The sequence below is a fragment of the Nocardia sp. NRRL WC-3656 genome, assembly GCF_000720265.1.
GTDB classification, from domain to species: domain Bacteria; phylum Actinomycetota; class Actinomycetes; order Mycobacteriales; family Mycobacteriaceae; genus Nocardia; species Nocardia nova.
In genome coordinates this window covers 61,271-87,415 of the sequence record NZ_JOJF01000005.1, presented here as the reverse complement: position 1 = coordinate 87,415, position 26,145 = coordinate 61,271, and the positions used below count along the sequence as shown (strand labels likewise).

Sequence of the window (26,145 nt, the reverse complement as noted above, 5' to 3'; positions counted from 1 at the left end):
TCAGTACTTCAACAGGTTGGCGTCGTCGACCGAGGTCGAGCGGCGGGTGCGGAAGATGGTCATGATGATCGCCAGGCCCACGACGACTTCCGCCGCGGCGACGACCATCGTGAAGAACGCGAACACCTGCCCGTCGAGGTTGTGGTGCTGCCGGGCGAAGGTGACGAAGGCGAGATTGACCGCGTTGAGCATCAGTTCGATGCACATGAACACCACGATCGCGTTGCGCCGCACCAGCACCCCGGCCGCGCCGATGGTGAACAGCAGGGCGGACAGATACAGGTAGTTGTCCGGATTCACCGCGGAGCCTTCCTCTCGTTGTCGCCGGTCGCGTGGGCGCCGTTGCTGTCGCTGCGTCCGTTCTCGCCACCGCCGTTGCCTTCTCCCATACCGATCACCGCGTCCTCGGTGTGGGCCCGACGGCGGCGATGGCGCAGGATGGTGCTCACCGACAGTTCGGCGAACGAGCCGTCGGGCAGCCGGGCCGGCACGTCGACGGCGTTGTGGCGGGCATAGACACCGGGGGTGGGCAGGGGCGTGATGCGGTGGCCTTCGCGCAGGCGGCGCTGCGATTGTTCGCGCTGCCCGGTGCGCGGACCGAACCGTTCCCGATGCGCGAGGATCATCGCGCCGATGGTGGCGGTGATCAGCAGCGCGCCGGTGAGTTCGAAGGCCCACACGTAACGCACGAAGATCAGCTCGGCCAGCGCGCCGATCGGGTCGGCGCCGAATCCGGGACCGGTGGCCGCGACCGAATCGTCGCGCACGCCCCGGGCGATCGCCCCGATCAGCAGCAACCCGAATCCGGCACCCACCACGACGACGGCGATGCGGTGCCCGCGCAACGTCTCCCGCAGCGATTCGGCCGAGTCGACACCGACGAGCATCAGGACGAACAGGAACAACATCATGACCGCGCCCGTGTACACCACGATCTGCACGACGCCCAGGAACAGCGCGTCCTGGGCGATGTAGAACACCGACAGGGTGATCATGGTGGCCGCCAGGCACAGCGCGGAGTGCACGGCCTTGCGGGCACACACCATGCCGAGACCGCCCGCCACCGCGACCACGGCCAGGACCCAGAACAGCACCGCCTCCCCGGTCGAGGTACGGGTGGCAGCTTCGGCGGCAAGCACATTCGCGGCCGGGGTCATTGCGCACCTCCTTGCGCACCGGTGGCGGCCGGTTCGAGACCGGTGTCCGCGGCGGTGGTGCCGGTGGGACGGAGCCCGGTATCGCGGTCGGTGCCGGGGGCGGCGGGGACCGCGCCCAGGTAGTAGTCCTCCTCGGTGGCGCCCGGATAGGCGGCGTGCGGCGGGGCGATCATCCCGTCGCCCAGCGGGGCGAGCAGCCGGTCCTTCTCGTAGATCAGATCGGCGCGATTGTCGTCGGCCATCTCGTATTCGTTGGTCATCGTCAATGCCCGCGTGGGGCACGCCTCGATGCACAGTCCGCAGCCGATGCAGCGCAGATAGTTGATCTGGTAGACGCGGCCGAAGCGTTCGCCGGGGGAGTAGCGCTCGCTGTCGGTGTTGTCGGCGCCCTCGACGTAGATCGCGTCCGCGGGGCAGGCCCACGCGCACAGTTCGCAGCCGATGCACTTCTCCAGGCCGTCGGGATGGCGGTTGAGCTGGTGGCGGCCGTGGTAGCGCGGCGCGGTCGGCACCTTTTCCTCGGGGTAGAACTCGGTGTTCTTCTTCTTGAACATCGTGACGAAGGTGACCCAGAATCCGCCTATGGGTTCCAGCAGACCGGCTTTGGTGGCAGGCGGCGCGGTCTCGGGCATCGGCGGAACCGGGAAGTCCGAGAACTGTTGCGTCCCAGTGATTTCCGGTGCGAGATTGTCACCGGCACGCCCGGCGCGCAGCATTTTCGCCAGCAGGCCCACCGAGATGATCACCCCGGCGATCACGAGGCCCGTGGTCTGCACGTCGTGGCCGTTGTCCTGCACCACCTTCAGCGTCGCCACGATCATCACCCACAGCAGCGACACCGGAATGAGCAACTTCCAGCCGAGATTCATGAACTGGTCGTAGCGCAGCCGCGGCAGCGTCCCGCGCAACCAGATGAAAACGAACAGGAAGGTCCAGACCTTCAGCGTGAACCACAGCAGCGGCCACCAGCCCGAATTCGCGCCGTCCCACAGGTTCAGCGGGAAGGGTGCATGCCAGCCGCCGAAGAACAGTGTGGTGGCCAGTGCCGAGACGGTGCCCATGTTGATGTATTCGGCCATCATGAACATCGCGAATTTCAGCGACGAGTATTCGGTGTGGAAACCGCCGACGAGTTCACCCTCGGCTTCGGGGAGATCGAAGGGTGCGCGGTTGGTTTCGCCGACCATCGCCACCGCGTAGATGACGAACGACGGCAGCAGCAGCCATATGTTCCAGGTGCCCCACTGCCGCTCCACGATGCCGGAGGTGGACATGGTCCCGGCCAGCAGGAAGACCGCCGCGAAACAGGCCGCCATCGCGATCTCGTAGGAAATCACCTGCGCGGTCGACCGCAGACCGCCGAGCAGCGGATACGTCGATCCCGACGACCATCCCGCCAGCACGATGCCGTAGACCCCGATCGAGGTCATCGCGAGGATGTAGAGCACCCCCACCGGCATATCGGTCAACTGCAGCGGTGTGCGGGTGCCGAAGATCGACACCTCCGGTCCGAGCGGTATCACCGCGAACGCCATCACCGCCGGAATCAGCGCGACGATCGGCGCCAGAATGTAGATGGGCTTGTCGACCATCGCCGGGACGATGTCCTCCTTGAGGAGCATCTTCACCCCGTCGGCGATGGATTGCAGCGAACCGCGCGGCCCGACCCGATTGGGTCCGACCCGCATCTGCATCCAGGCCACCACCTTGCGCTCGATCACCACCGCGAGCAGCGGGATGAGCAGCAGGAAGATGAAGATACCGATGGATTTGACCACGACCAGCCACCACGGGTCGTGGCCGAAGGCGGACAGATCGGCCGGGGCCGAGACCAGCAGAGCCGGTGACATCTCACTCATGGGGGTCCTCCCGTTGGATGCGCACGCGGTGACCGAGGGCGGTGGTGAGCCGGTCGTTGACCGTCGACTCCGCCGAATTCCACGGCAGCCAGGCGACGCGATCGGGCATCTCGGTGATCTCGAGCGGCAGCACGATGCGACCGTGCCCGGTGCTGATCCGCACCGAATCGCCGGTGGCCGAGCCGATTTCGGCGGCGGTGGCCGGCGACAGCCGCAGCACCGCGGGCCGTGCCGTGCCGGCGAGATTCGGTTCACCGTCCTGCATGCGGCCGTTGTCGAGCAGCATGCGCCAGCCGGCGAGGATGGCGGTGCCGGTTTCGGTATCCGGTAGTGCGGCCGACGGATGCGCCGGCGGCTGCGGCCGCGGCCCGTCCCAGACACCCAGGGCGTCCAATTCCGCGCGGGCAGCATCCACCGTCGGCAAACCCAGTCGCACACCCATCTCGTCGGCCAGCGAATGCAGCACGCGATGATCGGCCAGCGGAGCAGCCTGCCGCCGAACCGTCGCATCACCGAGAGCGGCGCCGAACGGCCGCGGCCGGCCCTCCCAGGTCAGGTATGTTCCCGCCTTCTCCATGGCCGAGGCGACGGGGAACACCACATCGGCCCGCGCGGTGACCTCGCTGTGCCGCAATTCCAAGCTGACCACGAAGGCGGCGGCCTCGAGGGCGGCCCGGGCGGCGCGGGGATCGGGCAGATCGGCGATCTCCACACCGCCGATCAGCAGCGCGCCGGGGTGACGGCCGGCGTCGAGGATCGCGGAGGTATCGCGTCCGGGTGCGGCCGGCAGTTCGTCGACCTGCCAGAGTCGCTGAACCTGCCGGCGCGCACGCGCATTCGCGATGGGGCGGCCGCCCGGCAGCAGACCGGGCAGCGCGCCCGCTTCGAGCGCGCCGCGTTCCCCGGCGCGGCGCGGCACCCATGCGACCGTGGCGCCGGTGGTCTCGGCCAGTGCCGCCACCGCCGACAGCGCGCCGGGCAGCGTCGCCAGTCGTTCGCCGGCCAGTATCACCGCGCCGCGGCGGCGCAGTGCGCGGGCGAGTTCGTCGAGTCCCGGCGGATCGGGCGGGCATTCGTATCCGGCGCCCGCCACCGCCAGGGCCTGCAACAGTCGCGCCTCGTCACCGGGCACGGTCGGGATCAACCGGCCCGATAGCCGTCGCAGCCCCCGGCTCGCGTAGGCGGCCAGCGAATAGATCGCGGTCGCCGAGGTGCGGGCGGCCTTGCGCAGCCGCAGATGCAGGATCGGGCACTCCTCTTCGGGTTCGAGTCCGGCGAGCAGGACGACCGGCGCCGAATCCAGCGCCCCGTAGTCCACCCGCACCCCTTGTCCGGCGATCGCCGCGGCCAGGAATTCGGCCTCCTCGGCGGAATGGGCGCGAGCACGGAAATCGATGTCGTTGGTGCCCAGTGCGATACGCGCGAATTTGGCGTACGCGTAGGCGTCCTCGACGGTGATCCGACCGCCCACCAGCACTCCGGCGTTCCCGCGGGCGGCGGCCAGTCCCGCACCCGCTCGCGCGAGCGCCTCCGACCACGAAGCCGGAACGAGGACGCCGCTGTCGTCGCGGATCAGGGGAGTGGTGATCCGGTCGGGTTCGGTCGCGTAGGTGAAGGCCCACCGGCCCTTGTCGCAATTCCATTCCTCGTTGACCTGCGGATCATCACCGGCCAAGCGGCGCAGCACTTTTCCGCGGCGGTGGTCGGTGCGCTGGGCGCACCCGGCGGCGCAGTGCTCGCACACCGCCGGACTCGAGACCAGGTCGAAGGGGCGGGCGCGGAAGCGGTAGGTGGTGCCGGTGAGGGCGCCGACCGGGCAGATCTGGACGGTGTTGCCGGAGAAGTATGAGTCCATCGGCTCGCCGTCGGCGATCCCGACCTGCTGCAGTGCGCCGCGGTCCATCAGCTCGATGAACGGATCACCGGCGATCTGCTGCGAGAACCGGGTGCAGCGGGCGCACAGTACGCACCGCTCCCGATCCAGCAGCACCGCGGGCGAGAGCGGAATCGGTTTGGGGTAGGTGCGTTTCACCCCTTCGAAGCGTGATTCGGGCCGGCCGCTGGACATCGCCTGGTTCTGCAGCGGGCATTCCCCGCCCTTGTCGCAGACCGGGCAATCCAGCGGATGGTTGATCAGCAGCAGTTCCATCACACCGGCCTGCGCCTTCTGCGCGGTCGGCGAACTGATCTGGGTGTGGGCGATCATCCCGTCGGTGACGGCCATCGTGCAGGAGGCGACGGGCTTGCGCTGCCCCTCCACTTCGACCAGGCACTGCCGGCACGCCCCGACCGGATCGAGCAGCGGATGATCGCAGAATCGGGGGATCTGGATTCCGACGAGTTCGGCCGCCCGGATGAGCAGCGTTCCGGTGGGCACCGCGATCGTCGTGCCGTCGATGGTGACGGTGACCATGTCCTGGGGGATGACGCCACTGCTGTCGTGGCTCACTGTCGCGGTCATCGCACTCCTTCGGCAGGCGTCGCTGCGGTGGCGGTCGCGGCCGTGGCGGCGGCCCAGGCGGTCGAGCGAGCGGGATCGAACGGGCACCGGCCCAGCCGGATGTGCTCGGCGTATTCGTCGCGGAAGTATTCGAGAGAGGACACGATCGGGCTTGCCGCACCGTCGCCGAGCGCGCAGAACGATTTGCCGTTGATGTTGTCGGCGATATCGAGCAGGGTGTCCAGGTCGGCGTCGGTACCGCCGCCGGACTCCAGCCGTTGCAGCAGCTGCACCAGCCAGTAGGTGCCCTCCCGGCAGGGTGTGCATTTTCCGCAGGATTCGTGGGCGTAGAACTCGGTCCAGCGCAGGACCGCGCGGACCACGCAGGTGGTGTCGTCGAAGATCTGTAATGCCTTGGTGCCCAGCATGGATCCGGCCGCGCCCACGTTCTCGTAGTCCAGCGGCACATCGAGGTGTTCGGCGGTGAACAAGGGCGTGGAGGAGCCGCCGGGAGTCCAGAACTTCAGGGTGTGCCCGGCGCGCACACCACCGGCGTGGCCGAGAAGTTCGCGCAGCGTCACACCCAGCGGCGCCTCGTACTGGCCCGGCCGGGTGACGTGCCCGGACAGCGAGTACAGGGTGAAGCCGGGCGATTTCTCCGACCCCATCGAACGGAACCATTCGACGCCGTTGTGCAGGATGGCCGGCACACTCGCGATCGACTCCACATTGTTGACCACGGTCGGGCACGCGTACAGCCCGGCGACGGCGGGGAAGGGCGGGCGCAGGCGAGGCTGGCCGCGGCGGCCCTCGAGCGAATCCAGCAGGGCGGTTTCCTCACCGCAGATGTAGGCACCGGCCCCGGCGTGCACGATCAGGTCGAGATCGAAACCCGACCCGAGGATGTTTCGGCCCAGATAGCCTGCGGCATAGGCCTCTTCGACGGCGGTCTGGAGCCGGCGCAGCACCGGCACTACCTCGCCGCGCAGATAGATGAACGCATGGGCGGCGCGGATGGCGTAGGCGGCGATGATGGCGCCCTCGACCAGCACATGCGGGGTCGCCATCATCAACGGGATGTCCTTGCAGGTGCCGGGTTCGGATTCGTCGGCGTTGACCACCAGGTAGTGCGGTTTACCGGCCGCCGGCGATCCCTCGGGATCCTGCGGGATGAAACCCCACTTCATGCCGGTGGGAAATCCGGCGCCGCCGCGGCCGCGCAGCCCGGCGTCTTTCACCGTGGCGATGACCTCGTCGGGATGCATGCCCAGCGCCCGGGACAGGGCGCGATAGCCGTCGTGTGCCCGGTAGGTGTCGAGGGTCCACGATTGCGGCTGATCCCAGTAGCGGGTGAGTACGGGCGCGAGCGTCATTACTGTTCCCCCCGTTCGATGTCCGAATCACCCTGCGGCGCAGCAGGTGCCGACTGCTCGGCCGCTACACGCAGACCGGCGAGGGTGGCTTCTCCGGGGGTGCCGTCGTTGGCGTCGGGCCGCCGATCCGGGAATCCGGCGAGGATGCGGGCCGTTTCGCGGAAGCTGCACAACGGTGCGCCGCTGCGCGTGCCGGTGACCTCGCGTCCGGCTCGCAGCGCGTCGGCGAGCGCGCGGGCCAACTCCGGGGTCTGGTTGTCGAAGAATTCCCAGTTCACCATGACGACCGGGGCGTAATCGCAGGCGGCGTTGCACTCCAGATGTTCCAGCGTGATGGACCCGTCCGCGGTCGTTTCCCCGGGGGTGATCTCCAGATGCCGGGTGAGCGCGGCCAGGATCTCGTCGCCGCCCATGACCGCGCACAGCGTATTGGTGCAGACTCCGACGTGATAGTCGCCGGTCGGGGTGCGGCGATACATCGAGTAGAAGGTGGCGACCGCGGTCACTTCGGCGTCGGTGAGCCCGAGTTGTTCGGCGCAGAACGCGATCCCGGTGCTGCTGACATATCCTTCGACGCTCTGCACCAGATGCAGCAGCGGCAGCAGCGCCGAGCGCGGGTGCGGATAGCGATCGATGATCTCCCGTGCCTCCGCCCGCAGATTCTCCTGCACCTGCGGCGGGTAGGGGACGGGCCGCTGCGACAACTGCAGCAGGATCGGGTCGCGACCGGTCGCGGTCGCGGGAATCGGTTCGGCTGTCATCGGTCGACACCACCCATCACCGGGTCGATGCTGGCCACGGAGGCGATCACGTCGGCGACCATGCCGCCTTCGCACATCGCCGCCACGGCCTGCAGATTCGTGAACGAGGGATCGCGGAAATGCACACGGTAGGGCCGGGTTCCGCCGTCGGAGACCATGTGGACGCCGAGTTCGCCGCGCGGGGACTCCACCGATGTGTACACCTGGCCGGGCGGCACCCGCATACCCTCGGTGACGAGTTTGAAGTGGTGGATCAGCGCCTCCATGGAGGTGCCCATGATGGTGCCGATATGTTCGGCGGAATTGCCGAGGCCGTCGGGCCCGAGCTTCAGATCGGCCGGCCACGCGATCTTCTTGTCCGACACCATGACCGGGCCCGGGCGGAGTTTGTCGAGGCACTGCTCGACGATCTTCAGCGACTCCTTCATCTCCTTGATGCGGATCAGGTAGCGGCCGTAGCAGTCGCATCCGGTGTCGGTCATGACGTCGAACTCGTAGTCCTCGTAGCCGCAGTACGGCTGCGACTTGCGCAGATCGTGCGGCAGTCCGGTCGAGCGCAGGACCGGGCCCGTCACTCCCAGAGCCATACACGAGGCCAGGTCGAGATATCCGATGCCGCGCGTGCGCGCCTTGAAGATCGGGTTCTCGTTGAGCAGCAACTCCATATCGCGCAGCCGTTTCGGCATGAGGGCCAGCAGATCCCGGATCTTGCCCACCGCGTCGGGCGGCAGATCCTGTGCCAGTCCGCCCGGACGGATGTAGGCGTGGTTCATCCGCAGTCCGGTGACGGTTTCGAAGATGTCGAGGATCAGCTCGCGCTCGCGGAAGCCGAACAGCATCGGCGTCAGCGCGCCGAGTTCCATACCTCCGGTGGCCAGCGCGACCAGATGGGAGGAGATGCGGTTGAGTTCCATCAGCATGACGCGGACGATGTTCACCCGCTCGGGAATATCGTCGGTGATGCCGAGCAGCCGCTCCACGGCCAGGCAGTAGGCCGTCTCGTTGAACAGCGGGGAAAGGTAGTCCATCCGGGTCACGAACGTGACGCCCTGCACCCAGTTGCGGAACTCGAGATTCTTCTCGATGCCGGTGTGCAGGTAGCCGATTCCGCAGCGCGCCTCGGTGACCGTTTCGCCCTCGATCTCGAGGATCAGCCGCAGCACGCCGTGCGTGGACGGATGCTGTGGCCCCATATTGACGACGATGCGCTCCTCCGCGGCGCCGTCGAGGGCCTCGCGCACATCGTCCCAGTCCTGTCCGACGACCGTGACCGCCGGGCTCTCGGCGACCGGATCCGTTGCGGCGCCGGTGATTTCGGTGTGGTTCATCAGCTGTAGGTCCTCCGCTGGTCCGGCGGCGGAATACGCGCGCCCTTGTACTCGACCGGGATCCCGCCGAGCGGGTAGTCCTTGCGCTGCGGATGTCCACGCCAGTCGTCGGGCATCATGATCCGCGTCAGCGACGGGTGCCCGTCGAAGACGATGCCGAAGAAGTCGTAGGTTTCGCGCTCGTGCCAGTCGGTGGTCGGATATACCGGGAACAGCGACGGCATATGCGGATCCGAATCCGGGACCGCCACCTCGACCCGCACTCGCCGGTTGTGCGTGATCGACAGCAGGTGGTAGACGGCGTGCAGTTCGCGGCCCGTATCGTCCGGATAGTGCACGCCGTTCACGCCGAGGCACAGTTCGAAACGCAGTGCCGGGTCGTCGCGCAGGGCGCGGGCCACGTCGACGACCCGCTCCCGCCGCACATGCAGAGTCAGCTCGCCGGCGAACACCACGACCTTGTCGATCGCGGTGCCGAATACGTGTTCCCCCAGGGACTGCGCCAGCGCGGTGACGACCTCGTCGAAATAGGAACCGTAGGGCGCGGGGGTGCTGCCGGGCAGGCTGACGGTCCGCACGAGCCGCCCGTATCCGGAGGTGTCGCCGGTGCCCCTGACGCCGAACATGCCGCGGCGCACACCGATGACCTCGTCGTCGGGGCGGTCGGGGGAAGGACCTCGCGATTCGGGCTCGATCGCCGGTTCGTTCGCCGGCCCGGGTGCGGGCGGGGGGGAGGAGGATTCGATGTTCGCGGAGCTCTCGGGCGAATCGCCGGCGCCGCGTGGTGCGTCCAGGCTCATCGCAGCAACCCCTCCATCCGGATCGTCGGGGTGGAGGCGAGCGCGGCCGCCTCGGCCGCGCGGACGGCCTCGGCGCGGTCGACACCCAGCGGCATCTCCTGGATCTTCTCGTGCAGTTTCAAGATGGCATGCAGCAGCATCTCCGGGCGCGGGGGACAGCCGGGCAGGTAGATGTCCACGGGCACAACGTGATCCACGCCCTGCACGATGGCGTAGTTGTTGAACATGCCGCCGGAGGAGGCGCACACCCCCATCGCCAGCACCCATTTGGGTTCGGTCATCTGGTCGTAGACCTGCCGCAGCACCGGCGCCATCTTCTGGCTGACCCGGCCCGCGACGATCATCAGGTCCGCCTGCCGCGGCGAGGCGCGGAAGACCTCCATCCCGAAGCGGGCGCTGTCGAAGCGACCGGCTCCCGTGGCCATCATCTCGATCGCGCAGCAGGCCAGCCCGAACGTCGCGGGCCACAGCGAGCCCTTACGCAGGTATCCGGCGAACTGTTCGACCGTGCTCAGCAGGAAGCCGCTGGGCAATTTCTCCTCGAGCCCCATCTCGGATCAACTCTCACTTCCGTGTGCGAATCCTCGGTCCCGGCGGACGCCGGGACGACGGGTTGGGTATGCGGTGCCGACGGGCCGAGCGGCCCGCCCGCGTTCAGTCCCAGCTCAGGCCGCCGCGCCTCCACTCGTAGGCGTAGGCAACCGAGACGTTGAGAATGAACAGCGCCATGGCCGCCAACCCGAAGACGCCGAGGGCATCGAAGTGCACCGCCCACGGATAGAGGAATACGATCTCGATGTCGAAGATGATGAACAGCATCGCGGTGAGGTAGTACTTCACCGGAAAGCGTTGTCCCGCAGCATTTCCCGGCCCGCCGGCGATGGCGTGCGGGGTGGGTTCGATACCGCATTCGTAGGCTTCGAGTTTGGCGCGGTTGTAGCGTTTGGGGCCGATCACGGCCGCCAGCAACACCGATCCCAGCGCGAACGCGGCAGCGATCGCACCGAGCACAAGAGTCGGCACCTGGGTATTCACAACGGCACAACCCCTCTCCCTCGCCGGCAACTGCCGAGGCGGGGCTGACATCGTCGTCTGCCGGGCCAGTCTCACCCCGAAGCGCAGCTCGAGCGCGAGCGCGGGACGACAGGGCAGGCAGGGCGCCATTCATATCAACAACCACGCTCGTGTGAGCTACAGCACAGCCTACAACTGCTCTTTCTGAATACTCACGGTTCCGCCCCGGTGTTTGATCGAATTCGGAACTGTCACTTATGACCGAAACAACGCAATGGCCTCCCCGCAACCGGGCGTGCCGCGACCCTCGCCGCGCACGAAAACGGTCGGCCGACGAGATTGTCGGCCGACCGGGAAAGCGCTGATCAGGCGGCGGGGCGAGCGTTCAGAGCCGTGGTGACCGCCGAGGTGAGCTGGAACGGGTCCAGGGGAAGCGCGACCGCCGCCTCGGCCCGGGACCAAGCGGCGAGCCAGGCATCGTCGGCCCTGCCGGTCAGCACCACGATGGGCGGGCAGTCGGCGATTTCGTCCTTGAGCTGTTTGGCCAGCCCCATTCCGCCGGTGGGTGTGGCCTCACCGTCGAGAATCGCCAGGTCGATCCCGCCGGCGTCGAGCTGTTCGATCACCACCGGCGCGGTGGCGGTCTCGCGGTAGTCGAACGGCGGCAGGTCGGGATGCGGATGCTTGCCCAGCGCCAGCATCACCTGGCGACGGGTGTCGGCATCGCTGCTGTAGACGAGAACCCGCAGCGCGGGACGGTTCGCATCGGCCACGCTTGGGATGCTACGTCCATCGGATCGGCCGCGGTGGCAGCTTGGGCGGCAACGGTCCCCGCGCCGGGCGTGGCGCTCGCCGCCCGCTTCACCGCCAGGTTGATCGTGCCGATCGGAATCGTTGCTGGTCACCGCGGAGAAAACGCGCGATCCTTATAACCGGCGGCAGTTCGGTGGCAGAACTGTCCCGGCAGGGCGTAACAACGACAGGCTCGACAGGGCGGTGGACGATGCGAATTTCGGAGGTTTTGCGCAACAAGGGGGCCGATGTGGTGACGATCGCGCCGGAGGCGACGGTCGACAGATTGCTGGCGGTGCTGGCCGAACACAATGTCGGCGCGGTGGTGGTGTGTGGTGCCGGCGGCGCGTTGGACGGGATCGTCTCGGAGCGGGATGTGGTCCGCTGCCTGTACAGACAGGGTGCGCAGCTGTTGACCCGGCCGGTATCCGACATCATGACCGCGATCGTGCACACCTGCTCGCCCGAGAATCGGGTGGAGAGTTTGCGCGCGACGATGACCGAACATCGGATCCGGCACCTGCCGGTCGTCGATCACGGGCGAATGGTCGGGATCGTCAGTATCGGAGATGTGGTCAAGAGCGCGATCTCGGAGTTGCAGGACGAGCGCGAACACCTCGAGCAATATCTGCAGGGTTGAGCATCCGGCCCGGATCCGGCCGCGACCGGCCGGAACAGCAGCGTGCCCGGGTCCGCCGGGACCCGGGCACGGTCGGTGCCGGTGACAATCAGGCCAGGCCTTACGCCTGCAGCAGGTAAGTGACGTCGGCGGCGAGCGAGGTCCCCGTATCGGCCAGTGCGGGCCGGCCGCAGGCGCGCTGGCCCAGATACGCCGGTGGCGGATTCGGTTTTTCTCGACCGTGTATCTACATCAGATGCAATGCCTGCAGCAGGCTGACGATGTTCGAGGTGCGGGTGTCGAGCCTCGCCACCGCATCGTGACGGCGGCCGCCGAATCCGTCATTGCCGCACGGTGATTGGATATTCACCGGTTCGTAACCACGAAAGGTTATCTGCGCGCTCCGTTTTCGGAGCAGAATTCCCTCGGGCGGTTCGTTCGGAACCACGAGGTCGCCGATGCCGGCATCGGGTGTATCGGGTGGGGTTCGAGACGTGCGCTGTCCCTCGGAGCTCACCGCCCGGCGTCTGCGTTGTGGAGCGTTCCGAACGGCCGCCGACCACGTCGCATATCCGGGCGGTGATCCGGCCGATTCGATCGGTGACCGATCGCGTATTAGGGTGCGTTGCACGCGCGTCCGTTCGCTGGTCGGCGGCGCCGAACACGCCGTTCGATCCGAAGGATATTCATGCGCCGCATCGCATTCGCCGCGTCCCTGCTCGCTGTCGCCTGCACCGTCGGAGCCTGCGGCGGCTCCTCCGGCGACCAGGCGAGCGGCGCCACCGCGACATCCGCTGCGGCGCAATCGAGTTCCGTCGCGGCGGCGGCCGGCCAGGACTGCGGCGCGCAACCCTGGCCCCGTCCGCTACCCGACTTCCGCGGGAAGCCACTGGGGCAGACCGTGGTCGGTGCGGCGCTGTGCTTCGACGTCACCGGTATCACCACCGCGGACGGACGCGACGTGATGCACGATCCGGGCGCTGCGACGACCCCCTGGACGGTCACCGCCCAGCAGCCGGAGGCGGGGACGCCGGTCGCCGCGGACACCCCGGTCACGCTGACGGTCGACGTCCCGCACTGATCACTACTTGCCGGCGGCGCGGGCCAGGTGCTCGGGATACCGGGCTCCGGCGAAGGCGTCGGCCGGGGCGGCGGCCTCGATCCGCGCCAGATCCTCGGCGCTGAGCTCGATCTCGGTGGCCGCCACATTCTGCTCGAGATAGGTGCGGCGCTTGGTGCCCGGAATCGGGACCACGTCGTCACCGCGGGACTGGACCCAGGCCAGTGCCAATTGGCCTGCGGTCACGCCCGTTTCCTCCGCCATCGCACGCAGTTCGGCGACGACGGCCAGGTTGCGGTCGATGTTGTCGTCGGCGAAGCGCGGCAGCGCGCGGCGCAGGTCGTCGGCGGGCAGATCGGCGGTGGAGGTGATCGAGCCGGTGAGGAAGCCGCGCCCGAGCGGGGAGAACGGCACGATTCCGATGCCGAGTTCACGGCAGGTGGGCAGAACCTCCTCTTCGATACCGCGCGTCCACAGCGACCATTCGCTCTGCAATGCGGTCACCGGATGTACGGCGTGCGCGCGGCGGATGGTCTGGGCGGAAGCCTCGGAGATGCCGAGGTAGCGGACCTTACCCGCGGTGACCAGCTCCGACAGCGCGCCCCAGGTCTCCTCGACCGGCACATTCGGGTCGACGCGGTGCTGGTAGTACAGGTCGATGTGGTCCACGCCGAGGCGCTTCAGCGATTCGTCGCAGGACTGCGCGACGTAGGCGGCGTCGCCCCGGGCGCCCATGCTGCCGCCCTCGCCCCACACGATGCCGAATTTGGTCGCGAGGACCACCTGGTCGCGCCGACCGGCGATGGCCCGGCCCACCAGCTCCTCGTTGGCGCCGGCGCCGTAGACGTTCGCCGTGTCGAGCAGGGTCACCCCGAGGTCGAGGGCGCGATGGATGGTGGCGATCGACTCCTCGTCGTTGTCGCGCACACCGTAGGCCTGGCTCATGCCCATGCAGCCGAGTCCCTGTGCGCCGACGGTCAATTCGCCGAGTTTCCTGGTCGCGATCATGCGAGCGGTCCTCCTGAGGTGCCATCGGATTGGATGGTGAGTCCCTGCGAACTCACGAGGCCGACGCTACGACTTGGAGTGCGCTCCAAGTCAAGCCGTTACCGGGAGCCGTCGTCGTCGAGCCGTGCGACGAGCACAGCCAGTGCGTCGCCGAGCGTGCGGCGCTGCTGCGGATCGATATCGTCGAGGGCGGCGGCAAAGCGCTGGATCCGGGCCGATGTGAGCCCGTTGACCAGCGATTTCGCCTGTTCGGTGACGGTCAGCAACTGAGCTCTGCCGTCGGCCGGGTCGGCGGTGCGTTCGAGGTATCCGTACTTCTCCAGACCCGACACGATGCGCGACATCGTGGGGGCGGTGACGTGTTCAGCGGCGGCCAGATCGCCCAGTCGCATCGGGCCGCTGCGCACCAGGGTGCCCAGTGCCGCCGCCGAACCGGGGCTCAGCGAACCCAGATCGCCGGAGCGCCGCAGGAGCCGGGTGATCCTGCCGAGCGCGAAATACAGATCCGCCGCCTCGGCAAGTTCCTCCGCGCTGCGTGCGCGCTCCTGCTGGATCATGGGCGTTGTCGCTCCTACGCGTGTGCTGGGACCGTCGGCAGCCGCACCGTCGGCGATATCCGATTCAGTAAGTATGCCCTCCCGCTCGATCCCGACGCGTTCGGCCGGCTCATCGGCGGCGCCGAGGGTTTCCTCGGCCGACCCGGCCTCGTTCCGCGTGGCGGTTGCACACCGTTCCCGCACGACAGGCTGCCGGCCGGATCGACGGCGGATGTTCCGGGCCCGGTGTCCCAGGCCTGGAGAGTCGAAAATGCCTCGGGCACAGGGTATCTTGGACTTGAATAATGGGTTAACGGACTCAGGACGGCGATGAACACAGCGGCAAACGAACTCCGCGCGCAACACAGCGCTTCGACCACTCGAACCCCCGAGTGGGACGCCCGCGCTCGAGCTGAGCTCGCGATGTAACGTCGATCGCCGTTTCACCGCCTGGAGACGCGATCGCCGTCGCTTGCGATGACGACGCGACTCGGGTGATCACGCCTTTCCGACTGCTTTGCACTGGTTGTCGGCATCGCAGTCTGCAACAGCACTGATATCGAAGCCGGAACGCTGGGCTCCGTAGCCGAATTCTGTCTGCGGCGGTTCAGGTTCCGGCCGCGCGTCACCTGTGTGAACCCCCTCGACAATGCGAGCGGCGGGTAGTCCGAGCATGTAAAAAAGCGCCCCTGGGTCGAAGGGCGGCTTTCGGCACGGCTACAACGCTGCTCTCTTACCGGAAGTTGGCACGACCGATGAGAATCGATCGCATTACCGCAGCTTCACAGCCGATGGCGAGTCCGTCGAAGCCCGGCATTTCGCCGATACGACGTCGGCTCTTTCTTTTCTTGTTTCTCTCGGTGCTGGCCGTCCTCGCACCGCCTGGCATGATCGGAATAGCGCGGGCGCAACCTGGTACCGATACCGAAGACGACAGTTCGTCCGTGGATGCCGTCAGTTGGATGCAGATACACGATTCCACCGGGGCCCCGCTGGCGAACTATCAATTCGCCGCGAAAGACCCCGGAATACTGCATCCCGGCACCACCGTGTTGTGGTCGGCTCTCGGGTTCGAACTGATCCTGTACGTCGTCATCATGACGACCGCCATATGGCTCATCGGCATGGCCCTCAGCTTCAAATGGCTGGATATGCTGGCAAACCCGCTGCGCGGGCTGGCCTCCGCACTCACCGAACAGCTTGCGACTCCGATGATGCTCGTCACCGCGGCAACCATCGGCGCACTCGTCGTGGCCTGGTTCGTCGTGCGCGGATTCCATTCCAAAGCCACGTCACAAGCGGTAACGATGATTCTCATCGGCATAGCAGGACCGTTCTTCCTGGCGAATCCGCTGGCCGATGTCCTCTCCTCCGACGGACTGATGGCTCAGGGCCGCGACCTCGGCATTGCCGTGGTAGCAGGCCTCCAAGGCCGATCCACGCCTGCGGCCGGCGAATTTGTGAAGAACATCCAGAGCGCCCTGGCGGACAACTTGGTACGTAAGCCGGTCCAGGTATGGAATTTCGGACATGTCATCGACGGCAATTCCGCGTGCCGGAACGCGTGGACCGCCGGAATCACGGCAGGCAGCAAGAATCTGCTGCACTCGGGCCTGGAGAACTGTCATGACATGGATGCTATCCACCGCATCGACCATCCGACGATGTCGCAGGTCGGTACCGGCCTGGTGCTGATCCTCTGCGGCTTGATAACAATCCTGTTCGGCGTCTACATGGCCCTCAAAATCATGCGCACCGCGTTCGACGCCATCTACTACGCGTTCATGACGATATTCGGGTTCGCCGCGGGCGGATTCATATACGGACCCACCCAGACACACCTGGTGCGAAGTCTCGTGCATTCCTTCGTGTCCGGATTCAAAATGGTCGCCTTCATTATATTTCTCGGAATATATCTCGTCCTTCTCGGCGGCCTGTTCGACCAGGCGCAGGGCCAGGTGTTCGCGGTTCTGATAATCGTCGTGTGTGTCGAGATCATCGCGATCACGCAGCTGCGCCGCCTCGATTTCAACCTGGACAGAGGAAACGACTGGATCGCCAACCGATTCGCGCTCGCGACCCAGGGTGGCTTCGCCACGGGGGCCGGCGGAAAGACCGCCCTCGGCATGCCCGGTGGCGGATCCGGCGCGCATTCTCCGACAAAGCTTTTGACCACCGTGGCGGCCCTGAACACCTTGAACTCGTCACCGATCGCCGCCTGGGCTGCCGGGCGCACCATGGGACCGCTGAATCCGTTCGCGCTACGGCGCAAGCGCGCGGATCTGGCGAATATGGACAGCGCGCCGCTGAACCGCGAGGGTGCGCAATGGCTCCAGCTGAACCGGCTGAACTGGCGCGAGAAGGCGCTCGCGCGCGCCGGCGGCGACGGTTTGGAGTCGACCCTCGGCGTGGCCAATGCGCTGGACGGGCTGACCGACAGCCGGGTGCCGGATCTGTATCTCGCTCCCACCCTTTTGGCGACCGGAGCCACCGATCAGGGAGTTATCGACGCGCTGCGGGCATTGGCCGTGCAGAAGGCGAGCCTCCGGGACGCGTCGCCGTACGGGTTCGCCCCGCTGCAAAAGGCGCTCGCTGCGTCGATGGCCGTCGACAACCACGTCGGCGATCGCGCGCACGAGGCCTTCTCCGCGCAGGCGGTGGTGGCCGCGGCCAACTTCAGGCGACACGCCAACGCTCCCGAGGACGGCGCCGCGATCGATCACAATTTCGTGCGGCTGGTCGAGCGATCCTGGGACTCCGAGACGGCGATACGCCGGATTACTCCGGACCAGTGGAACAATGCCGGGCGCGACACCCGCTACTACATCGGCAACCGACTGGCCGAGAACCACCTGGCGACCGCGGAGAGATATCACCGGTCGGTGGTGACCAACGACCCCGCGTTGGAGCAGCACAGGCGCCAGTTGCGGGAATCCGCACGCCGGATCACCAATCTGCACCATCTCAAACCAGAGATGGGCGCCGATCCCTGGCAGCCGTGACGCTACGGCTCCGGCGGTGGAGACACTTACGGTCCGGTGCCGGGGCGTCGTGTGGTCGAATGAGGCTTCGGGGCCGGGTCGGAGGCGGTGGAGGTGGTCGGCAAGGGGCCGGTGGGGTGGTCGGTGGTCGGGTGGAAGGCGTGGTCGCCCACCCGGGCGGGGTCGACCATATGCGCGACGAACAGGCGGGCCGCCGGAGTCGGGGTGCCGGTCGTCACCGCATGCCACGGGCGGTCCAGCGGTGTTCCCTCGACCGGCACGACGACCAGGTTGCCTTGCGCCACATCTGCTTCCACCGCGTCGCTGTGAATCAGCGTGATCCCCAGCCCTTCCCGGGCGGCGGCGAGGACGGCGCCGTGGGTGCCGAGGGTGAGGGCGGGTGGGCGGATCTGCAGCCGATCCAGCAGGGCCAGTGTGGTGTCCCTGGTGCCCGAACCGGGGCCGCGCAACAGCCAGGTCGTGGTGCGCGGATCGTGGGATCGTCCCGGCGCTCCCACCACGACCAGGCGGCTGGGCCGGCGCGCCCGCACCACCAACCCGGTGTCGCGGGGCGGACGCCCGGCGATCACGAGATCGGTTTCGTGGTGCTGTAATTCGATGAACAGCAGATCGCGTGGGTGGATCGACAGACCCAGTTCGATCTCGGGGTAGCGGTCGCGAAACGACACCAGCAGCCGCAGCAGCACGTATTCCCCGGCGGTCGCCACCACCCCGATACGCAACCGCCCCGTTTCGGCGCGGCGTACTGCGGCATGCGCTTCTTTCATCAAACCGAGGATGCTGCGGCAGTATTCGGCATAGACCCGCCCCGCCTCGGTGAGTGCGATACCGCGTCCGGATTTCGCGATCAGTTTCGCGCCGAGTTGCTTTTCGATATGTGCCACCGCCGCCGATGCGGCCGCCTCGGTGATGTGCAGTTGCGCAGCGGCGCGCCGAATGCTGTTGTGCCGGGCCACAGCCAGAAACGTTTCCATTCGGACCGCACTCACCGTTCCCATCTACAGACGGTAGCAAACCCAACGATTCGGTTGAGCGAGACCGGAAACAATCGAATTGTCCTCGCCGGGCGGTGCCCGCATCCTGAATCTGCGCACTCGCCGCACCATCCCAGGAGGTGTCGCAGGTGAGATTCGCGCAGCGGCTCGCGACGCCGACCGGGTGCGGGTGTCCCGCAAAATACAGGAGGACCGATGACCGACGAATCGACTCGTGACCGCTGGGATCCGGGCGTGCACTCGTATGCGTCGATGGGCTATTACGACGCGGACTATCAACCCTGCGATACCGATGTGCTGGCGGTGTTCCGGGTGACGCCGCAACCGGGGGTGGACCCGATCGAGGCGGCAGCTGCCGTGGCCGGCGAATCCTCCACTGCCACATGGACTGTCGTGTGGACCGACCGGCTCACCGCGCACGACCGCTACCGGGCCAAATGCTATCGGGTCGAGGAGGTGCCGGGGCGGCCGGGAGAGTATTTCGCCTATATCGCCTACGATCTGGACCTTTTCGAAGAGGGCTCGATCACCAATCTGACCTCCTCGGTGATCGGCAATGTCTTCGGTTTCAAACCGCTTCAGGCATTGCGGCTCGAGGACATGCGTATTCCGGTGGCCTATGTCAAGACCTTTCAGGGACCGCCGCATGGAATCGTTATGGAACGGGAATATCTGAACAAGTACGGCCGGCCGTTGCTGGGGGCGACCGTGAAGCCGAAACTCGGCCTCTCGGCACGCAACTACGGACGGGTGGTGTACGAGGCGTGTAAGGGTGGCCTCGATTTCACCAAGGACGACGAGAACATCAACTCACAACCGTTCATGCGATGGCGCGATCGCTATCTGTTCGCCATTGAGGGCGTGAACCGCGCGACCGCGGAAACGGGAGAATTGAAGGGTCACTATCTCAATATCACGGCCGCCACGATGGAGGATATGTACGAGCGCGCGGAGTTCGCGAAATCGCTCGGCAGCGTGATCGTGATGATGGACCTCACCGTCGGCTACACGGCGATGCAGTCGATGTCGAAGTGGGCGCGGCGCAACGGGATGCTGTTGCATCTGCACCGGGCCGGGCATTCGACCTTCACCCGTCAGAAGACCCACGGTGTCAGCTTCCGGGTGCTGGCGAAATGGTGCCGCCTCATCGGCGTGGATCACCTGCACGCCGGCACCGTCATCGGCAAGCTCGAGGGGGACCCGCACACGGTGAAGGGTTTCTACGATACGTTGCGCGACAACCACATTCCGGCCAATCCGCGCAACGGCATCTTCTTCGACCAGGACTGGGCGAGTCTGCCCGGAGTGATGCCGGTGGCATCGGGCGGAATCCACGCGGGGCAGATGCATCAACTGCTGGATCTGTTCGGCGACGACGCGATCCTGCAGTTCGGCGGCGGCACCATCGGCCATCCGATGGGTATCGCCGCGGGCGCGGAGGCCAACCGGGTCGCCCTGGAGGCAATGGTCAAGGCGCGCAACGAAGGTCGCGATCTGCTGAAGGAGGGGCCCGACGCCCTGCGCGCCGCGGCGAGGATCTGTCCGTCGCTGGACGTCGCGCTCGCGACCTGGGGCGATGTCACCTTCGACTACACCTCCACCGACGCCCCCGACGCGGTACCGACGGTCACCGCCTGACCGCCCGGCCCGATCGACCCGACGACACACAAGGAGACGCAATGCATCTGCGTCAAGGGACGTTCTCCCATCTGCCCGACCTGACCGATACCGAGATCGGCGCTCAGATCCGCTATGCGCTGCTCAACAACTGGCCCGTCTCGATCGAGTACACCGACGATCCGCATCCACGCAACGTCTACTGGGAGATGTGGGGGTTGCCGCTGTTCGACCTCGACGAACCCGACGGTGTGCTCGCCGAGGTGAACGCCTGCCGTTCGACGTTCCCGCACCACTACATCCGCGTCAACGCCTACGACGCGAGCTACGGCCGGCAGACGACCGCACTGAGTTTCCTGGTGCAGCGGCCCGCCGACGAACCGGGCTTCGTGGTGGTGCGCACCGAGACCGAGGATCGCCGGCAGCACTACGGCCTGCGGTCCTACGCCACCGACGTGCCCGCGGGCGCGCGCTACCGGGACTGAGGCGATGGTGGACGGGAGGCCGGCGATGTCCGGTGGCACACAGGGCAGCGGATCGGGATTTCGGATGTACCGGCCCGGCGCGAGCGGTTCGGGTGCGAATCACATCGAGCCGCACGCGGATCCCGACCCGTCGGAGATCACGCTGGCCGACGACGCGACGGTCGATCTGTCGACGGATCTGGCCGGTAAGAACGTCGAGGACACTCTGGCCCGGCTCGATGCGGAACTGATCGGGCTGGCCACGGTCAAGCAGCGGGTGCGTGAGATCGCGGCGTTGCTGCTGATCGACCGGGCCCGGCAGCGGTTCGGATTGCAGGCCGACCGTCCCACCATGCATATGAGTTTCACCGGCGGTCCCGGCACCGGGAAGACGACGGTCGCGCTGCGGATGGCGGAGATGCTGCACGCCCTCGGCTACATCCGGAAACCGAAGGTGCACACGGTGACCCGCGACGACCTGGTGGGCCAGTTCATCGGCCACACCGCCCCCAAGACCAAGGAGGCACTGGCCAAAGCGGCGGGGGGAGTGCTGTTCATCGACGAGGCCTATTACCTGTTCCGGCCGGAGAACGAGCGGGACTACGGACAGGAGGTCATCGAGATCCTGCTGCAGGAGATGGAGACCGAACGTTCCAGCCTGGTGGTGATCTTCGCCGGATATCCGGACCGGATGGAGACGTTCTTCTCCGCCAATCCCGGTTTGTCCTCGCGGGTGGCTCACCACATCGAATTCCCGGACTACACGCGCGAGGAATTGCTGGCGATCGCGGAAGTGATGGTGGCACAGCAGAATTTCCGGTTCGGCAATTCGGCGGCAGCGGCCTTCGACGACTACCTCGAGGTGCGGATGGCGCGGCCGCGGTTCGCGAATGCGCGCAGTGTCCGCAACGCCGTGGACCGGTGCCGGCTGCGCCAGGCCAATCGGCTCGTGCAGGAGCATCGCCCGCTCGGCAAGGCCGACCTGATGACGCTGACGGCCGAAGACATCTACGGCAGCAGCGTTTTCGGCGATGGTGCGCGTGCCGCGGAGGAGGCGCCGGCGTGCCCGACGGAATGAAAACCCTCACCCGCTACACGATCGAACAGGAACATCGGCATCCCGGTTCTTCCGGGGAATTTTCCGCGCTGCTGAATGTGGTGTCCACCGCGGCGAAGATCATCGCCAATCAGGTGACCCGCGGTCGCATCGTGGGCGCGCTCGACGCATCCGACGGCACGGATCCGCCGGTGAGCCTGCATCGGCGCATGGACGCCATCGCCAACGACATCATGGTGGAGCAATCCGAATCGAGCGGGCCGTTGTCGGCGTTGCTGTCGGAGCAGATGAACGGATTTCATCCGGTGCCGGGGGAGGTGCGCCGCGGCAAATACATGCTGGCCTTCGATCCACTGGACGGCTCCTCGAATATCGATGTGAATCTGCCGGTCGGCACGATATTCAGTGTGCTGCGCGCACCGGAGGACGGGCGGGCGCCGCAGGCGGCGGATTTTCTGCAACCGGGCGTACGGCAGGTGTGCGCGGGATTCACGCTGTACGGCCCGGCGACGATGCTGGTTCTCACCACCGGCAGCGGAGTCGACGGATTCACTCTCGATCGGGAGATCGGCGCCTTCGTCCTCACCCATCCCCGCATGCGCATTCCGGAGGACACCTCGGGATTCGCGATCAATGCCGCCAACGAGCGGTTCTGGCAGCGCCCGGTGCGGCGTTATGTGCACGAATGTCTCGACGGAGTGGAGGGGCCGCGGTCGCGCGACTTCAATATGCGCTGGGTGGCGTCGCTGGTCGCCGACGCCTTTCATATCCTCACCCGCGGCGGGGTCTATCTGTATCCGTACGACACCCGCGATCCCGGCCGGCCCGGGCGGGTCTCGCTGCTCTACGGCGCCAATCCGATCGCCTTCGTCATCGAACAAGCCGGCGGTGCCGCGACCACCGGCCACGAACGGGTGCTCGAGGTGATTCCCGAGCACCTGCATCAGCAGATCCCGCTGGTTTTCGGATCGCGCAACGAGGTGCGCCGGATCGAGCGCTATCACCGTGAACCCGATGCCGGACCGCCGTTCGACGCGTCGTTGTTCGGTACCCGCACCCTGTTCCGACCGGCGCGTCATTGAACGCCGGCTGATCGAATCGAGATGTCATGTCGCGCAAACATCCCGTGGTCGCCATTACCGGTTCCTCCGGCGCCGGAACGACCAGCGTCACCCGGACCTTCCAGGAGATCTTCCGGCGGGAGGGCATCAATGCCGCGATCGTAGAGGGGGATTCGTTCCATCGCTACGATCGCGGCCAAATGCAGGCGGCGATGGCCGAGGCCGAAGCCGATCTGAACCTGCATTTCTCGCATTTCGGCCCGGAGGCCAATCTGCTCACCGAACTGGAAAGCCTCTTTCGCGATTACGGCCAGTCCGGCGTCGGCCTGGTGCGCAAATATCTGCACGACGAGACCGAGGCCAAACCTTACGGACTGGAACCGGGCACGTTCACGCCGTGGGAGGAACTCGCCCCCGGCAGCGACCTGCTGTTCTACGAGGGGTTGCACGGCGCCGCGGTCACCGGCGCCGTCGATGTGGCGCGTTACGCGGATCTGCTGGTGGGGGTGGTGCCCATCGTGAACCTGGAGTGGATTCAGAAGGTCATTCGCGACAAGACCGAGCGAGGCTATTCCAGCGAGGCGGTGATCGATACGATCCTGCGGCGCATGCCCGACTACGTGAAGTACATCTGCCCGCAGTTCTCGCGCACGTACGTCAATTTTCAACGGGTGCCGACCGTGGACACCTCGAATCCGTTCACGGCCCGCAGCATTCCGACCGCCGACGAGAGTTTCGTCGTGATCCGTTTCGCCGATCCGAAGGTGATCGATTTCCCGTATCTGCTGTCGATGCTGCACGATTCGTTCATGTCGCGCCCGAACTGCATCGTGGTGCCGGGCGGCAAGATGGATCTGGCGATGCAGCTGATCTTCACCCCGCTCATTCTGCGGTTGATGGACAAGCGACCCGGCCCGCGCGCATAACCCCGCCACGAATATCGGGGGTTTCGGCGCTCGCGCACAGTCGTCGGCCGGAGTTGAATCGACGCTATGTGGTCGATGAATCTGAGCGCCCCGACGGCCGCGGCGCGCCGGGGTTCACCGGGTTCCTGGTCCGGGCCGCTCCGGCAGGTGATCGGCGAATTCGCCGATATCGAAATCGTGGATCGATCGATGACGCTGGCGGCCAAGATCTTCACCTGCGTGCTGCCCGTGATCATCGCCGGGTCCGTCTTCTCCCAGCTGGATCTCGCGACCCGCGCGATCGACGACCAGTTGGGCCTGGACCGGGCGACGTTCCGGTCCGCCTTCGGTGTCGTCGCGGCCGGCGATCCGACATTCGCCGCGTTCGGGGTCGTCGGGTTGCTGATGGTCGTGATCAGCGGCGCCTCGTTCGCCAAAACCCTCGCCCGGATCTACGGCAAGCTGTGGGATGTGCCGGCGATCGGCTTGCGCGACGCTTGGCGCTGGCCTGTGGTCCTGCTCGTCGTCGCATTCTCGGCGGTGACCATCGGGGCCGTGCGCGAACTCGCCGGACTGCGCTACGTCGGACTGCCCCTCACCGTCGGCGGCGAGTTACTGGTGTGGATGATCGTGTGGCCCCTCTGCGCGTACCTGCTCACGCTGGGCAAGCTGCGCGGGCCGGCACTGTGGACGACCGGGGCGCTGACAGCCGTCGGACTGACGACGGTCCGGGCGGCGGGACGTCTGGTACTGCCGAAGATCACGGCCTCCGCGCAGGCCAAGTTCGGGCTGCTGGGCCCGGTGTTCACCGCCATCAGCTGGCTTTTCGTACTGTCGCTGGTGGTGGTCGGGGCGGCGACGATCACCAAGGTGCTGATTCCCGGCCCGACCCGCACGGAGGCGGAGGGCGGCGAGCCGGACGCCGAACGGTGATCGCTATTTCATGGTGACGGAGATCGTCGCCTGATCGATCTGCACGTTCGACTCGATCGGATTGCCCTCCGCGTGGACGGTGATGCGCCCCTTGTCGATCCCCTCGTTCTGCAGGGCCGTGGCGACGTTGTTGCCTCGCGCCTCGGCGAGCGAGTCTGCCGCCCCGGAATTCGAGTCGACGGCGTAGGTTTCGATCTTCACCGCGGTGTCGTTGCCCTTGAGCGGAAGCGCCACCGCTTTGATCGTGGCGACGTCGGTCGGGCTCAGATCGGAGCTGCCCTTGTCGAAGGTGATCGGCGCCGCGGACAGGACGCTGTTGATCGCGTTCTGCACCGCCTGCTGCGCGGAGTTGAGGGCCGAGCCGACCACCGACGAGGCCGTGGTGGCGAGACTGCTTCGCATATCGGTGTGCTCGCCGTGCGCCGTGGTCGTGGTGACCGCGGCCGGACTGCTGTTGTTGTCCGAGGAACATGCGGCGATCGGAATCAGCGCTGCCGCACCGGTCGCCAGCACTGCTACCGCCTTGACGAGTTTCATGCTGCTTCTCCTGATCTCCGTGCGGTGGCGCCCGGTGGTCACGACGCGAGAATGCGCGCCTTCTCCGATTCGAATTCCTGCTCGGTGAGCACCCCCTGGGCTTTCAACTCGCCCAATTGCTTCAGGGCGGCGATGCGGTCGGTGCCCCCGCCGCTCGGTGCGGGCGGCGGCGGTTGTTGCTGCTGGTCCTGGTACTCCTGCTGCGTGGCCCAGCGTTGGCCCTGGCGGCGCGACACGCGATTGGATACGGCCGTGGCCGTTCCGGCGACCACCGCGGTGCGGGCGACGCCACGAAGTAATCCGGGCATGCTGCTTCTCCTCAGCTATCAGCCTCGAGTTTGTCGAGGGTCGAAAGGATGGCTTGCACCGGAATGCGACCGGATGCCACGAGTTCGGCGCCGTTGCGCCGCAACGCGACGGCCAGCGGGGCCGCCCACGCGTTCTCGTAGAGGAGGACGGCGGCGGAATGGCCGGGCTCCAAGGCGTTACCGGCTTCGCGCAGATCACCGTCGTCGAGCAGTCCGGTCGCCGCCTCGGCGAACAGGGTCACATCCAGGTCACCGGTCAACCCGACATCGGCGATGTCGATCCCGGTCAGTGAACCGTCGGCCTCCTTCTGCACGAAGGCCAGATCCAGGACCCGGATGACACCGCGGTCCACCAGATCGCGAAGTAGCGGCAACGCCGAACCGTCGGGTTGCCGGTCGGCGGGAAACTCGATGACGAGATAGTCGATCGGACCCATCTCGTCGATATCGGCAGCAGTGTTCACCGGACACCTCATTTCTCCGACGCCTGACCCTCTGATACGAATCCTCCGAGACGAA

The 26,145-nt window shown here is 66.7% G+C and carries 27 protein-coding genes; 9 read left to right on the top strand and 18 right to left on the bottom strand.

Translation table 11 applies throughout. The features are described 5' to 3' along the window. The 11 genes from nuoK to IG65_RS0109070 all read right to left on the bottom strand — a co-directional run bounded on the left by nuoK (position 1) and on the right by IG65_RS0109070 (position 11,505). The gene (nuoK, locus tag IG65_RS0109120; RefSeq protein ID WP_025350204.1) at positions 1–300 is read right to left on the bottom strand and encodes an NADH-quinone oxidoreductase subunit NuoK; all 300 of its coding nucleotides are present in this window, start codon (positions 298–300) and stop codon (positions 1–3) included. Continuing rightward, a complete protein-coding gene (locus IG65_RS0109115) occupies positions 297–1,157 on the bottom strand; it encodes an NADH-quinone oxidoreductase subunit J (protein ID WP_051755628.1) in 861 nt (286 codons plus the stop codon). Before IG65_RS0109115 ends, nuoK begins: the two co-directional genes overlap by 4 nt. After that, positions 1,154–3,016, bottom strand: a complete 1,863-nt coding sequence (gene nuoH, locus IG65_RS39025) for an NADH-quinone oxidoreductase subunit NuoH (protein WP_369801494.1) — start codon at positions 3,014–3,016, stop codon at positions 1,154–1,156. Before nuoH ends, IG65_RS0109115 begins: the two co-directional genes overlap by 4 nt. After that, a complete protein-coding gene (locus IG65_RS0109105) occupies positions 3,009–5,477 on the bottom strand; it encodes an NADH-quinone oxidoreductase subunit G (protein WP_030514413.1) in 2,469 nt (822 codons plus the stop codon). The genes nuoH and IG65_RS0109105 overlap by 8 nt, the downstream gene beginning before the upstream one ends. After that, entirely contained in the window at positions 5,474–6,829 is a 1,356-nt protein-coding gene (nuoF, locus tag IG65_RS0109100) for an NADH-quinone oxidoreductase subunit NuoF (RefSeq protein ID WP_036523812.1), read from the bottom strand. The genes IG65_RS0109105 and nuoF overlap by 4 nt, the downstream gene beginning before the upstream one ends. Continuing rightward, positions 6,829–7,590, bottom strand: coding sequence for an NADH-quinone oxidoreductase subunit NuoE (gene nuoE / locus IG65_RS0109095; RefSeq protein ID WP_030514411.1), 762 nt, complete (start codon positions 7,588–7,590; stop codon positions 6,829–6,831). Before nuoE ends, nuoF begins: the two co-directional genes overlap by 1 nt. Beyond that, positions 7,587–8,918: an NADH dehydrogenase (quinone) subunit D gene (gene nuoD / locus IG65_RS0109090; RefSeq protein WP_030514410.1), complete on the bottom strand. Its 1,332-nt coding sequence runs from the start codon at positions 8,916–8,918 to the stop codon at positions 7,587–7,589. Before nuoD ends, nuoE begins: the two co-directional genes overlap by 4 nt. Next, on the bottom strand, positions 8,918–9,544 hold the full coding sequence (locus IG65_RS0109085) for an NADH-quinone oxidoreductase subunit C (RefSeq protein ID WP_051755668.1): 627 nt from the start codon (positions 9,542–9,544) through the stop codon (positions 8,918–8,920). Before IG65_RS0109085 ends, nuoD begins: the two co-directional genes overlap by 1 nt. Before the next feature lie 170 nt (positions 9,545–9,714). Further along, entirely contained in the window at positions 9,715–10,269 is a 555-nt protein-coding gene (locus IG65_RS0109080) for an NADH-quinone oxidoreductase subunit B family protein (protein WP_030514408.1), read from the bottom strand. A 103-nt stretch (positions 10,270–10,372) separates the two neighbouring features. After that, entirely contained in the window at positions 10,373–10,753 is a 381-nt protein-coding gene (locus IG65_RS0109075) for an NADH-quinone oxidoreductase subunit A (protein WP_030514407.1), read from the bottom strand. 344 nt (positions 10,754–11,097) lie between these two features. Further along, entirely contained in the window at positions 11,098–11,505 is a 408-nt protein-coding gene (locus IG65_RS0109070; protein ID WP_030514406.1) for a chemotaxis protein CheY, read from the bottom strand. Between the two features lie 230 nt (positions 11,506–11,735). On the opposite strand from IG65_RS0109070, the gene IG65_RS0109065 reads away from it, so the two are divergent. After that, positions 11,736–12,164, top strand: coding sequence for a CBS domain-containing protein (locus IG65_RS0109065; RefSeq protein ID WP_030514405.1), 429 nt, complete (start codon positions 11,736–11,738; stop codon positions 12,162–12,164). Positions 12,165–12,390: 226 nt separating this feature from the next. Here the strand turns inward: IG65_RS0109065 and IG65_RS39555 are convergent, their stop codons facing one another. Further along, a complete protein-coding gene (locus IG65_RS39555) occupies positions 12,391–12,513 on the bottom strand; it encodes a hypothetical protein (RefSeq protein ID WP_255359451.1) in 123 nt (40 codons plus the stop codon). Positions 12,514–12,831: 318 nt separating this feature from the next. On the opposite strand from IG65_RS39555, the gene IG65_RS0109055 reads away from it, so the two are divergent. Further along, positions 12,832–13,224: a PASTA domain-containing protein gene (locus IG65_RS0109055; protein ID WP_030514403.1), complete on the top strand. Its 393-nt coding sequence runs from the start codon at positions 12,832–12,834 to the stop codon at positions 13,222–13,224. Positions 13,225–13,227: 3 nt separating this feature from the next. On the opposite strand, the gene IG65_RS0109050 is transcribed toward IG65_RS0109055, so the two are convergent. Both IG65_RS0109050 and IG65_RS0109045 read right to left on the bottom strand, forming a co-directional pair. Next, positions 13,228–14,211 (bottom strand): aldo/keto reductase, encoded by a 984-nt coding sequence (locus IG65_RS0109050; RefSeq protein ID WP_030514402.1) that lies wholly within the window; start codon positions 14,209–14,211, stop codon positions 13,228–13,230. A 98-nt stretch (positions 14,212–14,309) separates the two neighbouring features. Beyond that, positions 14,310–14,768 (bottom strand): MarR family winged helix-turn-helix transcriptional regulator, encoded by a 459-nt coding sequence (locus tag IG65_RS0109045; protein WP_030514401.1) that lies wholly within the window; start codon positions 14,766–14,768, stop codon positions 14,310–14,312. Between the two features lie 923 nt (positions 14,769–15,691). Between IG65_RS0109045 and IG65_RS0109040 the strand changes: the two genes are divergently transcribed. Further along, on the top strand, positions 15,692–17,749 hold the full coding sequence (locus IG65_RS0109040; protein ID WP_030514400.1) for a TcpD family membrane protein: 2,058 nt from the start codon (positions 15,692–15,694) through the stop codon (positions 17,747–17,749). A 26-nt stretch (positions 17,750–17,775) separates the two neighbouring features. Here IG65_RS0109040 and IG65_RS0109035 read toward each other — a convergent pair whose 3' ends face one another. Further along, complete coding sequence (locus tag IG65_RS0109035; protein WP_231509110.1) at positions 17,776–18,747, bottom strand: LysR family transcriptional regulator; 972 nt, start codon at positions 18,745–18,747, stop codon at positions 17,776–17,778. A 192-nt stretch (positions 18,748–18,939) separates the two neighbouring features. Here IG65_RS0109035 and IG65_RS0109030 point away from each other — a divergent pair, with 192 nt between their 5' ends. From IG65_RS0109030 to IG65_RS0109005, 6 genes are all read left to right on the top strand, one after another. After that, positions 18,940–20,382 (top strand): form I ribulose bisphosphate carboxylase large subunit, encoded by a 1,443-nt coding sequence (locus tag IG65_RS0109030; protein ID WP_030514398.1) that lies wholly within the window; start codon positions 18,940–18,942, stop codon positions 20,380–20,382. A 41-nt stretch (positions 20,383–20,423) separates the two neighbouring features. Beyond that, positions 20,424–20,846 (top strand): ribulose bisphosphate carboxylase small subunit, encoded by a 423-nt coding sequence (locus tag IG65_RS0109025; protein WP_030514397.1) that lies wholly within the window; start codon positions 20,424–20,426, stop codon positions 20,844–20,846. Between the two features lie 25 nt (positions 20,847–20,871). Further along, on the top strand, positions 20,872–21,903 hold the full coding sequence (locus IG65_RS0109020; protein ID WP_030514396.1) for an AAA family ATPase: 1,032 nt from the start codon (positions 20,872–20,874) through the stop codon (positions 21,901–21,903). After that, entirely contained in the window at positions 21,888–22,964 is a 1,077-nt protein-coding gene (locus tag IG65_RS0109015; protein WP_030514395.1) for a class 1 fructose-bisphosphatase, read from the top strand. Before IG65_RS0109020 ends, IG65_RS0109015 begins: the two co-directional genes overlap by 16 nt. Before the next feature lie 26 nt (positions 22,965–22,990). Continuing rightward, positions 22,991–23,869: a phosphoribulokinase gene (locus IG65_RS0109010; protein WP_030514394.1), complete on the top strand. Its 879-nt coding sequence runs from the start codon at positions 22,991–22,993 to the stop codon at positions 23,867–23,869. Positions 23,870–23,944: 75 nt separating this feature from the next. After that, positions 23,945–24,781, top strand: coding sequence for a hypothetical protein (locus tag IG65_RS0109005; RefSeq protein ID WP_156055542.1), 837 nt, complete (start codon positions 23,945–23,947; stop codon positions 24,779–24,781). A 3-nt stretch (positions 24,782–24,784) separates the two neighbouring features. Here the strand turns inward: IG65_RS0109005 and IG65_RS0109000 are convergent, their stop codons facing one another. Genes IG65_RS0109000 through IG65_RS0108990 form a run of 3 tightly spaced genes read right to left on the bottom strand, consistent with a single transcriptional unit; the run spans position 24,785 to position 26,102 of the window. Continuing rightward, entirely contained in the window at positions 24,785–25,318 is a 534-nt protein-coding gene (locus IG65_RS0109000) for an OmpA family protein (RefSeq protein ID WP_030514392.1), read from the bottom strand. A gap of 38 nt (positions 25,319–25,356) precedes the next feature. After that, entirely contained in the window at positions 25,357–25,626 is a 270-nt protein-coding gene (locus IG65_RS0108995) for an SHOCT domain-containing protein (RefSeq protein ID WP_030514391.1), read from the bottom strand. Between the two features lie 11 nt (positions 25,627–25,637). Continuing rightward, a complete protein-coding gene (locus IG65_RS0108990) occupies positions 25,638–26,102 on the bottom strand; it encodes a DUF6325 family protein (RefSeq protein WP_030514390.1) in 465 nt (154 codons plus the stop codon). Positions 26,103–26,145: the final 43 nt, after the last annotated feature.

Excerpts from the sequence above, each read along its gene's own strand:
- IG65_RS0108995 (WP_030514391.1), bottom strand. The coding sequence starts at position 25,626 with ATGCCCGGATTACTTCGTGGCGTCGCCCGCACCGCGGTGGTCGCCGGA.
- IG65_RS0109115 (WP_051755628.1), bottom strand. The coding sequence starts at position 1,157 with ATGACCCCGGCCGCGAATGTGCTTGCCGCCGAAGCTGCCACCCGTACC.
- nuoH (WP_369801494.1), bottom strand. The coding sequence starts at position 3,016 with ATGAGTGAGATGTCACCGGCTCTGCTGGTCTCGGCCCCGGCCGATCTG.
- IG65_RS0109105 (WP_030514413.1), bottom strand. The coding sequence starts at position 5,477 with ATGACCGCGACAGTGAGCCACGACAGCAGTGGCGTCATCCCCCAGGAC.
- nuoF (WP_036523812.1), bottom strand. The coding sequence starts at position 6,829 with ATGACGCTCGCGCCCGTACTCACCCGCTACTGGGATCAGCCGCAATCG.
- nuoE (WP_030514411.1), bottom strand. The coding sequence starts at position 7,590 with ATGACAGCCGAACCGATTCCCGCGACCGCGACCGGTCGCGACCCGATC.
- IG65_RS0109045 (WP_030514401.1), bottom strand. The coding sequence starts at position 14,768 with ATGATCCAGCAGGAGCGCGCACGCAGCGCGGAGGAACTTGCCGAGGCG.
- IG65_RS0109025 (WP_030514397.1), top strand. The coding sequence starts at position 20,424 with ATGCATCTGCGTCAAGGGACGTTCTCCCATCTGCCCGACCTGACCGAT.
- IG65_RS0108990 (WP_030514390.1), bottom strand. The coding sequence starts at position 26,102 with ATGAGGTGTCCGGTGAACACTGCTGCCGATATCGACGAGATGGGTCCG.
- IG65_RS0109010 (WP_030514394.1), top strand. The coding sequence starts at position 22,991 with ATGTCGCGCAAACATCCCGTGGTCGCCATTACCGGTTCCTCCGGCGCC.
- IG65_RS0109050 (WP_030514402.1), bottom strand. The coding sequence starts at position 14,211 with ATGATCGCGACCAGGAAACTCGGCGAATTGACCGTCGGCGCACAGGGA.
- IG65_RS0109085 (WP_051755668.1), bottom strand. The coding sequence starts at position 9,544 with ATGTTCGGCGTCAGGGGCACCGGCGACACCTCCGGATACGGGCGGCTC.
- IG65_RS0109000 (WP_030514392.1), bottom strand. The coding sequence starts at position 25,318 with ATGAAACTCGTCAAGGCGGTAGCAGTGCTGGCGACCGGTGCGGCAGCG.
- IG65_RS0109035 (WP_231509110.1), bottom strand. The coding sequence starts at position 18,747 with ATGGGAACGGTGAGTGCGGTCCGAATGGAAACGTTTCTGGCTGTGGCC.
- IG65_RS0109005 (WP_156055542.1), top strand. The coding sequence starts at position 23,945 with ATGAATCTGAGCGCCCCGACGGCCGCGGCGCGCCGGGGTTCACCGGGT.
- IG65_RS0109080 (WP_030514408.1), bottom strand. The coding sequence starts at position 10,269 with ATGGGGCTCGAGGAGAAATTGCCCAGCGGCTTCCTGCTGAGCACGGTC.
- IG65_RS0109030 (WP_030514398.1), top strand. The coding sequence starts at position 18,940 with ATGACCGACGAATCGACTCGTGACCGCTGGGATCCGGGCGTGCACTCG.
- IG65_RS0109065 (WP_030514405.1), top strand. The coding sequence starts at position 11,736 with ATGCGAATTTCGGAGGTTTTGCGCAACAAGGGGGCCGATGTGGTGACG.
- IG65_RS0109055 (WP_030514403.1), top strand. The coding sequence starts at position 12,832 with ATGCGCCGCATCGCATTCGCCGCGTCCCTGCTCGCTGTCGCCTGCACC.
- nuoD (WP_030514410.1), bottom strand. The coding sequence starts at position 8,918 with ATGAACCACACCGAAATCACCGGCGCCGCAACGGATCCGGTCGCCGAG.
- IG65_RS0109020 (WP_030514396.1), top strand. The coding sequence starts at position 20,872 with ATGTCCGGTGGCACACAGGGCAGCGGATCGGGATTTCGGATGTACCGG.